Origin of the sequence: Pseudonocardia sp. EV170527-09 (assembly GCF_008369905.1) — a bacterium.
Taxonomy (GTDB): Bacteria; Actinomycetota; Actinomycetes; order Mycobacteriales; family Pseudonocardiaceae; genus Pseudonocardia.
The window spans coordinates 35,288-47,657 of the sequence record NZ_VRMC01000010.1 but is presented as its reverse complement, the minus strand read 5'-3'; the positions used below and the strand labels follow the sequence as shown (position 1 = coordinate 47,657).

11 protein-coding genes and 2 pseudogenes are annotated in these 12,370 nt (G+C 72.5%); 6 read left to right on the top strand and 7 right to left on the bottom strand.

From position 1 onward, the window contains the following. On the top strand, positions 1 to 756 hold the full coding sequence (locus FVA95_RS04740) for an urease accessory protein UreD (protein ID WP_149663111.1): 756 nt from the start codon (positions 1 to 3) through the stop codon (positions 754 to 756). A 36-nt stretch (positions 757 to 792) separates the two neighbouring features. On the opposite strand, the gene FVA95_RS04735 is transcribed toward FVA95_RS04740, so the two are convergent. After that, the gene (locus FVA95_RS04735) at positions 793 to 2,442 is read right to left on the bottom strand and encodes a cytosine permease (protein ID WP_149663110.1); all 1,650 of its coding nucleotides are present in this window, start codon (positions 2,440 to 2,442) and stop codon (positions 793 to 795) included. Positions 2,443 to 2,853: 411 nt separating this feature from the next. Between FVA95_RS04735 and uraD the strand changes: the two genes are divergently transcribed. The 4 genes from uraD to FVA95_RS04715 are packed head-to-tail and all read left to right on the top strand — an operon-like array spanning position 2,854 to position 6,130. Beyond that, positions 2,854 to 3,360: a 2-oxo-4-hydroxy-4-carboxy-5-ureidoimidazoline decarboxylase gene (gene uraD, locus FVA95_RS04730; protein WP_149663109.1), complete on the top strand. Its 507-nt coding sequence runs from the start codon at positions 2,854 to 2,856 to the stop codon at positions 3,358 to 3,360. Continuing rightward, entirely contained in the window at positions 3,357 to 3,662 is a 306-nt protein-coding gene (locus FVA95_RS04725) for a hydroxyisourate hydrolase (protein WP_149663108.1), read from the top strand. Before uraD ends, FVA95_RS04725 begins: the two co-directional genes overlap by 4 nt. A 1-nt stretch (position 3,663) precedes the next feature. Continuing rightward, positions 3,664 to 4,578, top strand: coding sequence for a factor-independent urate hydroxylase (gene pucL / locus FVA95_RS04720; protein WP_149663107.1), 915 nt, complete (start codon positions 3,664 to 3,666; stop codon positions 4,576 to 4,578). A 34-nt stretch (positions 4,579 to 4,612) separates the two neighbouring features. Further along, positions 4,613 to 6,130 (top strand): nucleobase:cation symporter-2 family protein, encoded by a 1,518-nt coding sequence (locus FVA95_RS04715; RefSeq protein WP_149663106.1) that lies wholly within the window; start codon positions 4,613 to 4,615, stop codon positions 6,128 to 6,130. 45 nt (positions 6,131 to 6,175) lie between these two features. On the opposite strand, the pseudogene FVA95_RS04710 reads toward FVA95_RS04715, so the two are convergent. From FVA95_RS04710 to FVA95_RS04685, 6 genes and pseudogenes are all read right to left on the bottom strand, one after another. After that, positions 6,176 to 6,307: pseudogene (locus tag FVA95_RS04710) on the bottom strand (hypothetical protein); the annotation flags it as partial. Positions 6,308 to 6,340: 33 nt separating this feature from the next. Continuing rightward, the gene (locus FVA95_RS04705) at positions 6,341 to 7,054 is read right to left on the bottom strand and encodes a type IV toxin-antitoxin system AbiEi family antitoxin domain-containing protein (protein WP_161992199.1); all 714 of its coding nucleotides are present in this window, start codon (positions 7,052 to 7,054) and stop codon (positions 6,341 to 6,343) included. 142 nt (positions 7,055 to 7,196) lie between these two features. Then, the gene (locus FVA95_RS04700) at positions 7,197 to 8,018 is read right to left on the bottom strand and encodes an IclR family transcriptional regulator (protein WP_149663103.1); all 822 of its coding nucleotides are present in this window, start codon (positions 8,016 to 8,018) and stop codon (positions 7,197 to 7,199) included. Between the two features lie 9 nt (positions 8,019 to 8,027). Beyond that, a pseudogene (gene allB, locus FVA95_RS04695) lies at positions 8,028 to 9,453 on the bottom strand (allantoinase AllB). Then, complete coding sequence (locus FVA95_RS04690; protein WP_149663102.1) at positions 9,450 to 10,184, bottom strand: aspartate/glutamate racemase family protein; 735 nt, start codon at positions 10,182 to 10,184, stop codon at positions 9,450 to 9,452. The pseudogene allB and the gene FVA95_RS04690 overlap by 4 nt, the downstream one beginning before the upstream one ends. Beyond that, a complete protein-coding gene (locus FVA95_RS04685) occupies positions 10,184 to 11,722 on the bottom strand; it encodes an NCS1 family nucleobase:cation symporter-1 (RefSeq protein ID WP_149663101.1) in 1,539 nt (512 codons plus the stop codon). Before FVA95_RS04685 ends, FVA95_RS04690 begins: the two co-directional genes overlap by 1 nt. A gap of 225 nt (positions 11,723 to 11,947) precedes the next feature. Here FVA95_RS04685 and FVA95_RS04680 point away from each other — a divergent pair, with 225 nt between their 5' ends. After that, entirely contained in the window at positions 11,948 to 12,340 is a 393-nt protein-coding gene (locus tag FVA95_RS04680; RefSeq protein ID WP_149663100.1) for an amidase, read from the top strand. Positions 12,341 to 12,370 lie beyond the last annotated feature (30 nt).

The following is a 12,370-nucleotide window of genomic DNA, read 5'->3' as shown; positions in this document are numbered from 1 at the left end:
GTGCGGGCACGCGCCGAGCTGGTCGTCGCCGGGCACGACGGCCGGACCGTCGTCCGGCGCCTGCGCGCGCAGTCCCCGCTCGCGCTGATCCCGCGGCGGGGAGCCGCCGGGGCCGGGGCGGACGGCGCGGTGGTGCACCTGGTCGGATCGGCGTCGACCCCGCTGGCCGGTGACGACGTCGAGCTCGTCGTCACCGTCGGGCCGGGCGCGCACCTGACGCTGTGCGGCGTCGCGGCCGCCGTCGCGCTGCCGGGCGGCGGACCCGGCCGCCCGAGCCGGACGGTGCTGCGCTGCACCGTCGCCGAGGGCGGCTCGCTGACCCACCTGCCCGAGCCGACGGTGGTCACCGCCCGAGCCCACCACGAGACCGTCCTGGACGTGGAGCTGGCCGCGACCGCGTCGCTGCACGCCCGTGACGTCCTGGTCGCCGGCCGCACCGGCGAGCGGCCCGGCCGCTACCGCGGCACCGTCCGGATCACCCAGGACGGCCGGCCGCTGCTGGTGCAGACCCAGGAGATCGGCGACCCGCTGCTCGACGGCTCCCCCGCCCACCTCGGCGGGCACCGGGTGCTGGGCACCGAGGTGGTCGTCGACGCTCCGGGCCCGGTGGCCGCGGCCGCCGGGCCGGGCTGGAGCCTGTCCCCGCTGGCGGTACGCGGCGCGCTCGCGACCGCCGTCGGGCACGACGCCGTCACCGCGGGCCGCCGGCTCGCCGCCGCCGTGGCCGCCGCGGGTCCGGTCCCCGCGCCGGTGTGACCGCTCCCGGCCGCGGCCGGGAACCGGCCGCGGACCTCAGGGCTGCGCGGGCAGCACGTGCTCCTTCGCCCGGTCGGTCGCCAGGCACAGCGAGCAGACGTGCCCACCCGCCGCGCTCGCCGTCATGTCCGGGCGCTCCAGGTCCTGTCCGCACGAGCGACAGCTGAGGACGGCGGCGGAGGGGTTGCCGTGGTCGTCGAACATCGGCTCGTCGATGCCGTCGTCGGTGCGCCGCAGGTAGTAGCGGCCTCGGGTCGCCGCCGCGAGGACCGGCGGCAGGACGAACCCGAGGACGATCGCCACCACCGGCGAGAACGGCTGGACCGCGCTGCCGAGCGCGCCGAAGAACGTCGCGATGGACAGCCCGCCCGCCACGACGACCGACCCGAAGCCGACCGGGTTCACCGCGTAGAGCATGCCGCGGCGGAACTCCGGGACCTTCGGCGAGATCTTCAGCAGGTACTTGTTGACGACGATGTCGGTCGCGACGCCCACGATCCACGCGATGCCCATGTTGGCGTAGAAGCCGAGGATGGTGTTGAGGAAGTCGAACATGTTCGCCTCCATCAGCACCAGCGCGATCAGCAGGTTGACCCCGAGGAACACCAGCCGACCCGGGTAGTGCCCGGTGATGCGGGTGAAGGAGTTCGTCCACGCCAGCGAGCCCGAGTAGGCGTTCGTGACGTTGATCTTGATCTGGCTGATGACGACCAGCACGACGGCCAGCGTGATGGCCAGCCAGCCCGGCATGAGGTCCTGGTAGATGAGCAGGAACTGCTGCACGGGCTCGTTCGCGACCTCGGCACCGCCGGCGACGTTGGCGATGAAGTAGACCGCCAGGAACAGCCCGACGACCTGCTTCGCCGCACCGAACAGCACCCAGTCCGGCCCGGCGAGCAGCGTCGCGGTCCACCAGCGGCGCGCGTTCTCCGGGGTCTTCGGCGGCATGAACCGCAGGTAGTCGATCTGCTCGGCGATCTGGGCGATCAGCGACAGGCAGACCCCGGCGGCGAGCATGACCGAACCGAGACTCGGCGCGCCCATCCCGTCCTCACCCTGGTAGGCCAGGAAGGTCGACACCGAGTCGGGGTGGGCGAACAGCAGGTAGCCGAAGGGCAGCACCATCAGGACCAGCCACAGCGGGGTCGTCCACAGCTGCAGCTTCGACAGCAGCGACATCCCGTAGACGACCAGCGGGAAGATCACCACGGTGGACAGCGCGTAGCCGATCCAGACCGGGATGCCCAGTCCGAGCTCGAGGCCCTGGGCCATGATCGAGCCCTCGAGGGCGAAGAAGATGAAGGTGAACGTCGCGAAGATGACGTTGGTGAGGATCGAGCCGTAGTAGCCGAAGCCGCTGCCGCGGGTGATGAGGTCGAGGTCGAGGTTGTAGCGCGCGGCGTAGTAGGCCACCGGCGTGCCGGTCGCGATCACCACCAGGGCGAACACGAGGATCCCCCACAACGCGTTCGTCGTGCCGTAGGCGATGCCGATGTTGGCCCCGATCGCGAAGTCGGCGAGGTAGGCGATCCCGCCGAGCGCGGTCACCCCGACCACCCCGGGCGACCAACGCCGGTAGCTGCGCGGCGCGAACCGCAGCGTGTAGTCCTCGAGCGTCTCGCGCGCCGCGCCGACGGCGGTCGGCGCGCCGTCGGTCGTCGCCGGCGAGCTCATCTCCTGGGTCATCTCCGCTCCTTCGGCAGCCGGGTCGGGGGCCGCCGGGGACGAATGCTCCGTCGCGCACCTGTCGCGCACGGTTGCCCGGATGTGACGACTGTGTGACGGCGCAGACCGATGAACCGGATGTTCCGGACATCACGTGACGAGAGATCACCGGCGGTGACGACTGCATGACGTTCGTGGCGGGGCGGGTGCGCCGCGCCGCGGACACGGACCACCGTGGAAGCCCGGAGCACCCCTGCGCCCCACCGGGATCCGACGACACCCGGTGCCGGGACCGGCACATCGGGACCTCCACCGTGTCCGGACACCGCACGGTGAGCCTTGACACCGCGTCTTCCCGACACCAACACTGACATCGTTCGGAATCACGATTCCGCATCATGAAATGTGCGGAACCGCACGGAAGCAGGGCCCATGTCGGACGCACTGTCCCTCGATCATCTCAACACCGCGCCGCCGGACGAGCTGCGCCCCGTCCTGCGGGCCTGCGTCACCTCGTCCGCCTGGGCCGACCGGTTCCTCGCCGGCCGGCCCTACGCCCGCGTCGACGACGCCGTCGCCGCGGCGGAGAAGGCGGTGCTCGCCCTCGACACCGCGCAGATCGACGCCGCCCTCGCCGGGCACCCCCGGATCGGCGAGCGCCCCGGTGGCGCGCACGCCGACGGTGCCGCCTTCTCCCGCTCCGAGCAGTCCGGCGTGGACTCGGGGTCGGACACCGCGGCCCGGCTCGCCGCGGGCAACGCCGCCTACGAGCAGCGGTTCGGCCACGTCTTCCTGATCCGCGCCGCGGGCCGCGACGCGGACCAGATCCTCACCGAGCTGGAGCGCAGGCTGGGCAACGACCCGGCCACCGAGCGCGCCGAGGCCGCCGGGCAGCTGGCCGAGATCACCGCGCTGCGGATGCGGCAGGTGCTGGCATGAGCAGCTTCTCCACCCACGTCCTCGACGCCGCGGCGGGCCGCCCGGCCACCGGCGTCCCGGTGACCCTGACCGGCGCCGACGGGACCATGCTGGCCTCGGGCACCACCGACGACGACGGGCGCTGGCGCGCCCCCGACTCCGCCGCGCTCACCGCGGGGGTGTTGCACCGGATCACGTTCACGACGCCGAGCCCGTTCTTCCCGGAGGTGTCGATCGCGTTCCGGCCGGAGCGCACCGACCGCCACCACCACGTCCCGCTGCTGCTGTCGCCCTACTCCTACTCCACCTACCTCGGGAGCTGACATGTCCGTCTCGGTCCACCTCGGCGACAACAAGTACGGCAAGGCGGAGGTCCGCGTGGTGCGGGTCGTGCGCGACACCGCCCGGCACGAGATCACCGATCTCAACGTCACCAGCCAGCTGCGCGGCGCGGCCCTGGAGAGCAGCTACCTGACCGGGGACAACTCGAAGGTCGTCGCCACCGACACCCAGAAGAACGTCGTCTACGCCTTCGCCGCCGAGCACGGGATCACCTCCCCTGAGGAGTTCCTGATGCTGCTCGGGGACCACTTCACCGGCGAGTTCGAGTGGATCACCGGCGGGCTGTGGCAGGCCGAGCTCTACGAGTGGGAGCGGATCCTCGTCGACGGCGCGGGGCACGACCACTCCTTCGTCCGCAAGGGCCGCGCCACCCGGCTCGCCACCGTGCAGAAGGCCGGCGGGGCCACCCACGTCACCGCGGGTCTGAAGGACCTCACCGTGCTGAAGTCCACCGGCAGCGAGTTCCACGGCTTCCCCCGGGACCGCTACACGACCCTGGTCGAGACCGACGACCGCATCCTGGCCACCTCGGTCACCGCGCGCTGGCGCTACCTGCCCGAGGCCGTCGCCGCCGGGATCGACTACAACGCCGCCTACGACACGATCGGCGCGGCGATGCTGTCCGCGTTCGCCACCACCCACTCGCTCGCACTGCAGCAGTCGCTCTACGAGATGGGCCGCGCCGGCATCGAGGCGTGCGACGGCGTCGCCGAGATCCGGTTCGCGATGCCCAACAAGCACCACTTCCTGTCCGACCTCTCCCCGTTCGGCCTCAAGAACCCGAACGAGGTGTTCTACGCCGCGGACCGCCCCTACGGCCTGATCGAGGGCACCGTCGTCCGCGACGGCGTGACCCCGGCGCCGGAGGCGTGGACCGACGTCCCGTCGTCGGTCTGACCCATCCCACCACCTCCGCACTGAGGGGACGCCCATGAGCACCGACGACGCGGACGTGCCGGCGACGACCGGCCGACGCACGACCGCCACGACAGGCCCCCGCCCCGAGGACGACCGGCTCGGCCTCGGACCCACGGTGGGCTACGGCGTGCAGCACGTTCTCGCGATGTTCGGCGGCGTCATCGCCGTCCCGATCATCATCGGCGGCGCGGCCGGGCTGGACCCCGCGCAGAGCGCCGTCCTGGTGGCCAGCGGGCTGTTCGTGAGCGGTCTCGCGACACTCCTGCAGACGCTCGGGCTGCCGTTCTTCGGCTCCCAGCTGCCGCTGGTGCAGGGCACCTCGTTCGCGTCGGTGTCGACGATGATCGCGATCGTCGGCGACGACGGCACCGACGGCCTGCGCGTCGTCTTCGGCGCGGTGATCGTCGCGGCGCTGGTCGGGCTGCTCATCTCGCCGTTCTTCGCGAAGGTGGTGAGGCTGTTCCCGCCGGTGGTCACCGGGTCGATCATCACCGTCATCGGGTTGTCGCTGATGCCGGTGGCGACCGGGTGGATCACCGGCCGGGAGACGGTCACGGTCGCCGGCGCGACGGTGCCCAACCCCACGTTCGCCTCGCTGCCGAACATCGCGCTGGCCGCGTTCACCTTCCTGGTCGTGATCGTCGCCAGCAAGATCCGGGTCGTCTCCCGGCTCTCGGTGCTGCTCGGCCTGCTGGTGGGCACCGTCGTCGCCCTGGTGCTGGGGCTGAGCAGCTTCGCGAAGGTGGGCGAGGCGAGCGTGGCCGCCGTCCCGACGCCGTTCGCGTTCGGCGGGCCGCTGTTCGAGATCGGCGCGATCGTCTCGATGGTCATCGTCATCCTGGTGGTCATGGTGGAGACGACCGCGGACATCCTCGCGGTCGGCGAGGTCGTCGGGGCCGAGGTGGACTCCCGCCGGGTCGGGGACGGCCTGCGCGCGGACATGGCGGCCTCGGCGCTCGCGCCGGTGTTCAACTCCTTCCCCGCGACGGCGTTCGCCCAGAACGTCGGCCTGGTCGCGCTGACCGGGATCCGGAGCCGGTTCGCCGTCGCCGCGGGCGGGCTGCTGGTGCTGGGGCTCTCGCCGATGGCGTCGGCGGTGTTCTCGGCGATCCCGCAGCCGGTGCTCGGCGGAGCCGGGATCGTGCTGTTCGGCACGGTCGCCGCGAGCGGCATCCGGACGCTCGCCTCGGTCGAGTACCGCAACACCAACAACATGGTGATCGTCGCGGCGGCGGTGGCGTTCGGCCTGATCCCGGTGGTGTCGCCGGACTTCTGGGCGAACTTCCCGGAGTGGTTCGCGACGATCTTCCACTCCGGCATCAGCTCGGCGGCGATCGTCGCGGTGCTGCTGAACCTGTTCTTCAACGTGCTCGCCCCCGGGCGGCCGTCGGCACCGTCGATCGTCGCCGCGGGGCCGCCGGTGCTCGTGCAGATCGGGGAGATCCGGATCCTGTCCTCCGGTGAGGTGCTGGGCCCGGACTCCTACGAGCCGGTCACCACCAAGCCCGGGACCCAGGTCCGCGACGAGTGATCGTCTCCTCCGAGGGGGCCGGTGCCGGATCCGGCACCGGGCCCCTCAGGCGGCGCGATCGTGCACGGCCCGGCGGATGCGGGCGACGGTCTCGCCGGGCCGGTCGTGCACGTCCGACCAGGTGAACCGCAGCACCGTCCACCCGGCCGCGACCAAGGCGTTCTGCTTGCGGCGGTCGGCCCGGAACCGCTCCGGGTCGCTGTGCCAGGCTCAGCCGTCGACCTCCACCGCGACCCGGGCCGCCGGGAAGGCGAGGTCGACCGTCCAGGGCCCGAACGGCACCGCGCGCACGAGCCCGGGGAGCCGGGCCTCGCGCAGCAACCGCAGGAGCCGACGTTCCAGGGCAGAGTCGGCCCGGTCCCCCGCGGCGACGAGCAGCCGCGCGGCGGCCGCGATCCCCGATGTACCCGCCACCCGGCAGTACGCCGCGTACAGCTCGTCGTAGGACACCCACCGTTGCAGCGCCCGGTCGAGGAACACGGCGCCGGCGGAGCCCGGCAGCACGGCGGCCGTCTCCAGCACCGTCAGCGGCGCCGCAGTCACGACGATTCCCCGGTGGACGACCCGGTCGGCCGGGTCAAGGGTCCGGCGGCGCAGGCGGACCCCCGGCCGGTGGGCCCGCTGCACCACCGGCGGCACGGCGAGCACCACCTCGGTCGGTGCGCCGGGGCGCAGGCCGAGCCAGTACGCGGCTGCGGGCGCGGTCACGACGCTGCGCGCCCCGCCCCACAGCCACGCCGCCCGGACCCGGGTCTCGTCGGTGACCCGATGCCCGGCGACCAGGTAGACCCCGGGATGGCGGTTCCGCCAGGCGCCCGAGGACACCCGCCGGGCCACGGTCCGGGCCGGGACGCCGTAGGCGATCGCCTGGGCACGGGTGACGAGTCCACCCTGTCGCACCAGGAGACGGTCCAGTTCGGTCACCGGCGCAGGGTGCCGCACGGGCCGGCCCACCACGGCCGATCAGCTCGAAGCCGTCACACGTGCGATCGGTGATCATCACTAGTGAGGGGATCGGTGCCGGATGTGGCACCGATCCCCTCACCCGTCGCGATCATCTCGGGCCTCAGGCCCCGGCCGCGTCCTGCCGGGCCAGCTCGGCCACCAGCGCGTCGGCCACGGCCTGCAGCTTCGGCACCGCGGAGTCGAGCAACGCGTCGGTCATCCGGGTCGTCGGCCCGGAGATGGACACCGCGGCGGGCAGCGGCCCGTCGAGCGCGACGGCCACGCACCGCACCCCGAGCTCCTGCTCGCCCTCGTCGACGGCGTACCCCGCGGCACGGACCTTGTCGAGCTCCACGAAGTACTCCTCGGGCGAGGTGATCGTGTTGTCGGTGTGCCGCACGAACTCGGTGTGCCGCAGGATCTCCCGCGCCCGCTCGACCGGCATCCGGGACAGCAGCGCCTTCCCGACGGCGGTGCAGTGCGGCGACACCCGTCGGCCGACCTCGGTGAACATCCGCATCGAGTGCCGGCCGGGCTCCTGGGCCACGTAGACGACCTGGTTGCCCTCCAGCAGCGCCAGGTTCGCGCTCTCCCCCAGGTCGTCCACCAGGGCAGCGAGCCGCGGGCGTGCCCACATCCCCACCAGACGTCCCGCGGTGTCGCCGAGGCGCACCAGACGGGGGCCGAGGGCGTACTCGCGCGAGGACTGCTGGCGGACGTAGCCGCGCCCGGCCAGGGTCCTGACGAGCCGGTGGATGGTCGGCAGAGGAAGCCCGGAGGTGGCCGCGAGGTGGGACAGGCTGACCGTCCCACCCGCGTCGGCCATCGCCTCCAGCAGGTCCACGGCCCGCTCCACGGACTGCACGCTCCCCGAGCGGGCCGGTGCGGCCGCGGCGACGTCCGCGGCGGCACCGACGCGACTGTCGGGATCGTTCTTCCGCATGACGGAAGTCTAGCCCTGCTCGGGCGGTGCGGCCGGGACCTCGGAGGCCTCCGGGGCGCCGGGGGCACCGGTCACCCGCTCCACCGAGCCACGGCGCAACAGCCGCCCGTGCGGCTCGCCGGCCACGTCGACGTCGCGCCCGCCCAGAAGGGTGCGCCGGACCACGCCGGACAGCGACCGGCCGGCGTAGGCGCTGACCTTGTTCTTGTGGTGCAGCCGCTGCGGGTCGACCACGTACGCCGCGTCGGGGGCGAAGACGGCGAGGTCGGCGTCGTACCCCCAGCGCGATCCGCCCCTTCGAGCGCAGCCCGACCAGGTCGGCCGGCTTCGAGGCCATCCACTGCACGACCTGCGCCAGCCCGATGCCGCGCCGGCGGGCCTCGCTCCACACCAGCGACAGCCCCAGCTGCAGCGACGACACCCCGCCCCAGGCGAGCCCGAAGTCCCCCCAGGAAGGAGAGTCACGGCCGAGGAGCTTCAGCTCGGCGGTGCTGGGCGAGTGGTCGGACACGATGCAGTCGATCGTCCCGTCGAGCAGCCCCTCCCAGAGCAGCTCCCGGTTGGACGCCTCGCGGATCGGCGGGCAGCACTTGTGGGTGGTGGCGCCGTCGGGGATCTCCTCGGCGAACAGCGTCAGGTAGTGCGGGCAGGTCTCGGCGGTGATCCGGACGCCGTCACGGCGCGCGGTGGCGATCATCGGCAGCGCGTCGGAGGAGGACACGTGCAGCACGTGCGCACGCGCCCCGGTCCAGCGGGCCCGCTCGATGACCTCGGCGATCGCCAGGTTCTCCGCGCCGCGCGGGCGCGAGCGCAGGAAGGTGTCGTACTTCGCGCCGTGCGGGGTGGGGGCCTTCTCGATGGCCCGGGAGTCCTCGGCGTGCACGATCATGACGGCGTCGAACGTGGCCAGCTCGGCCATGTCGCGCTCCATCTCGTCGGCGTCGAGCGGCGGGAACTCGTCGACCCCGGAGTGCAGCAGGAAGCACTTGAAGCCGAAGACGCCCTCGTCGTGCAGGCCGCGCAGATCGCCCAGGTTGCCCGGCACCGCCCCGCCCCAGAACCCGACGTCGACGAACGCCTGGTGCTCGGCGACCTTCCGCTTCACCTCGAGTGCAGCGACGTCGACGGTCGGCGGGATCGAGTTGAGCGGCATGTCGACGATCGTGGTGACCCCGCCCGCCGCGGCGGCCCGGGTCGCCGAGGCGAAGCCCTCCCACTCGGTGCGGCCGGGCTCGTTGACGTGGACGTGGGTGTCGACGAGGCCGGGGAGCAGCACCTCGTCCTCGGCGAGGTCGATCACCCGGGCACCGTCGAGGCCGTTGCCGAGCGGCTCGATGGCGACGATCCGCCCGCCGGTCACACCGATCTCGCGGGGCTGCTCGCCCGCCGTGGTCATGATCCGCTGCCCGCGGACCACCAGGTCGTAGCTGGTCATGGCATCTCCAGGGGGAATCCGGTGATCTTCTTGGTTCGGGGGGCCGCGTAGGTGCGGGCCTTCGAGGTGCTCAGGCGCAGACGCACCAGCGACTCGGCGACGGTCACCGCGGCCTGCACCCCGTCGACGACGGGCACCCCGGTCTCCGCGCGCACCTTCTCCTCCAGGCCCGCCATGCCGCCGCAGCCCAGGCAGATCACCTCGGCGTGGTCGTGCTCGACGGCCAGCCGGGCCTGCTCGACGATCGCGGCGACCGCCCGGTCCGGGTCCTGCTCCAGCTCCAGCACCGCGAGCCCGGAGGCGCGCACCGAGGCACAGCGCCGCTCCAGCCCGGCCAGCAGCAGCCGGTCGGAGATCAGCGGCACGGTGCGGTCCAGCGTGGTCACCACCGAGTAGCGGTGGCCGAGGTACATCGCGGTGGTCGCGGCGGCCTCGGTGATGTCGACGACGGGCACGTCCAGCATCTCCTGCAGGCCCTCGCGGCCGTGCTCGCCGTAGCCGGCCTGGATCACCGCGTCGAACGGCTCGCCGGCGGCGGCGTACCGCGCGACGGCGTCGGCGACCCCGACCGCGGCCAGGTAGCTCTCCAGGTTGCCCTCGACCGACTCGGCGCCGAACCGCGGCGTGAGCCCGACGATCTCGGTGCCGGGCGCGGCGACCGAGCGCGCCGAGGCGGAGATGGCCTCGGTGACCGAGGCCGTGGTGTTGACGTTGACGACGACGATGCGCACTAGTGCCCCCCGGTGGGTGCGACGGCCAGGGGCTCCCCGGACACCGCGCGGTAGGTCTGTCCGCGCGGGGCGACGAGCACGGTCAGCAGCGCGGCGAGCCCGGCGCCGAGGAACCAGCTGAACGGGGCGACCGGCTCCAGCGCGGGCACGAACCCGACGGCGACGGCGACCAGCGCGGACGGCACGAACACCGCGACCGCGCGCCGGTTGACCCCGCCCCGGTAGTGGTAGGCGGCCCCGCTCGCCTCGGAGTACAGCGCGGGGACGTCGATCCGGCCGCGCCGCACCAGCCAGTAGTCGGCCATCACGATCCCGAACAGCGGCCCGAGCAGCGCGCCGAGCACACCCAGGAAGTAGGTGATCACGAGCGGGGAGTCGTAGAGGTTCCAGGGCAGGATGACGAGCCCGATCAGCGCGCTGACCACCCCGGCCCGGCGGAAGTCGAGGACCTTCGGGAACAGGTTGGACAGGGCGTAGCAGGGGGCCACGAAGTTCGCCATCAGGTTGACCGCGATCGTGAGGATCAGCAGCGCCGCCGAGGCGAGCAGCAGCAGCGGCGTGTTGGGGATGGTGTTGACGACGTCGGCCGGGCTGGAGATCACCTGCCCGCCGATCCGCAGCTGCCCGCCCGCCAGCACCACGACGACGACGCCGAAGAACAGCGTGTTCGGCAGGATCCCCCAGAAGCTGCCGCGCCGGACCGCGCCGGTGGACACCGCGCCGCGGGTGAAGTCGCAGAAGTTGAGGACGAAGGTGCCGTAGATCGCCGTCCACAGCGACGCACCGGCCAGGATCTGCACCCACATCGCGCCGCCGGTCAGCGGGTCGGGCACCGACCAGGCGATCTCCCCGCCGGTCTGCCACAGCACCCATCCGGAGAGCACGGCGAGGGTCACCAGCACGATCGGCCCGGCGACCGCCTCGTAGCGGCGGATGCCGTCCATGCCACGCAGCAGGATCGCCACCTGCACGACCCACAGCACGAGGAAGCAGATCCAGCCCAGCACCGACAGACCGAGGAAGGACACCTGCTCCAGCCCACCGGCCGACGGCGCCACGGCCAGGACCATCACGACGAGCACCTGGGTGGCCAGGTAGGTCTGGATGCCGAACCACGCGATCGCGACCGCACCCCGGACCAGGGCCGGGAGCTGCGCGCCACGGACGCCGAAGGAGATCCGGCTCATGACCGGGAACGGCAGGCCGGTCCGGTAGCCCATGTACCCGGCGACGGTGAGCAGCACGAACAGCACCAGCGCACCGATGCCGAGCGAGACCAGGATCTGCCAGGCGCCGAGACCGAGGGCGAACAGGCCGAGGGCGAAGCCGTAGTTGCCCAGGCTGTGCACGTCGACGGCCCACAGGGTGAAGATGTTGTAGGCCTTCCACGACCGTCCCTCGACGGTGGTAGGCGCGAGGTCGCGGTTGTAGAGCCGTGGGCTCGGTGCGTCCGCGCCGCCCGGCGCGACGGGCACGGCGGTCACCTGGTCGTCGGTCGGGGCTGCTGCGGACCGGTCGCTCGTTCCGGGTCCCGTCATCGGGGCCACCTCGGTTCCCACGTCGTGGCGCGTCGCATGTGACGCGCTGGTTTCCGCGATGTGAAACGGATCTCTTGCGGTGCGGAATCACGCTATGGCGCCCGTCACGCAAGCGTCAAGGGGTCACCGACGACAGCGATGCTTGACACCCCCCGGATGCCGTGGTCCGATTCATGCCGCACAACGGAATCACTTTTCCGCATTGCGGAAGGATCGGAGGCTCCGGTGACTGCCCTCTTCTGTTCCGGTGACGCGATGCGCGGCGGCCGGCTCCACCACAACGTGTCCGCCCACCCGTTCCTCGGCGAGGTCCGGACCGCTCCGCACTACCGCATGTTCTCGGTGCGCGACGAGTTCCCGGCCCTGCTCGAGGACCCCGCCGGCGGCGTACCGCTGGCCGGGGAGATCTACGACGTCCCGCTCCGGGCGATCCGCACCGACTTCCTGCCCGACGAGCCGCCGGAGCTCGAACTCACCGTGATCGAGCTCGACGACGGACGCGACGTCCTCGCGGTCGGGCTGCGTCCCGGCGTGCTGGAACGCCAGCGCGACGAGCTCACCGACATCACCACCCACGGCGGCTGGCGTGCCTACAAGGGACTGCCCGAGCCCGCCTGAGAACAGCACCGCCCGTCCTCGACGAGGAGG

Bases quoted from the DNA above. Each gene is read 5' to 3' on its own strand.
- uraD (WP_149663109.1), top strand. From the start codon at position 2,854: ATGTCGGACGCACTGTCCCTCGATCATCTCAACACCGCGCCGCCGGAC.
- pucL (WP_149663107.1), top strand. From the start codon at position 3,664: ATGTCCGTCTCGGTCCACCTCGGCGACAACAAGTACGGCAAGGCGGAG.
- FVA95_RS04715 (WP_149663106.1), top strand. From the start codon at position 4,613: ATGAGCACCGACGACGCGGACGTGCCGGCGACGACCGGCCGACGCACG.
- FVA95_RS04700 (WP_149663103.1), bottom strand. From the start codon at position 8,018: ATGCGGAAGAACGATCCCGACAGTCGCGTCGGTGCCGCCGCGGACGTC.
- FVA95_RS04685 (WP_149663101.1), bottom strand. From the start codon at position 11,722: ATGACGGGACCCGGAACGAGCGACCGGTCCGCAGCAGCCCCGACCGAC.
- FVA95_RS04725 (WP_149663108.1), top strand. From the start codon at position 3,357: ATGAGCAGCTTCTCCACCCACGTCCTCGACGCCGCGGCGGGCCGCCCG.
- FVA95_RS04735 (WP_149663110.1), bottom strand. From the start codon at position 2,442: ATGACCCAGGAGATGAGCTCGCCGGCGACGACCGACGGCGCGCCGACC.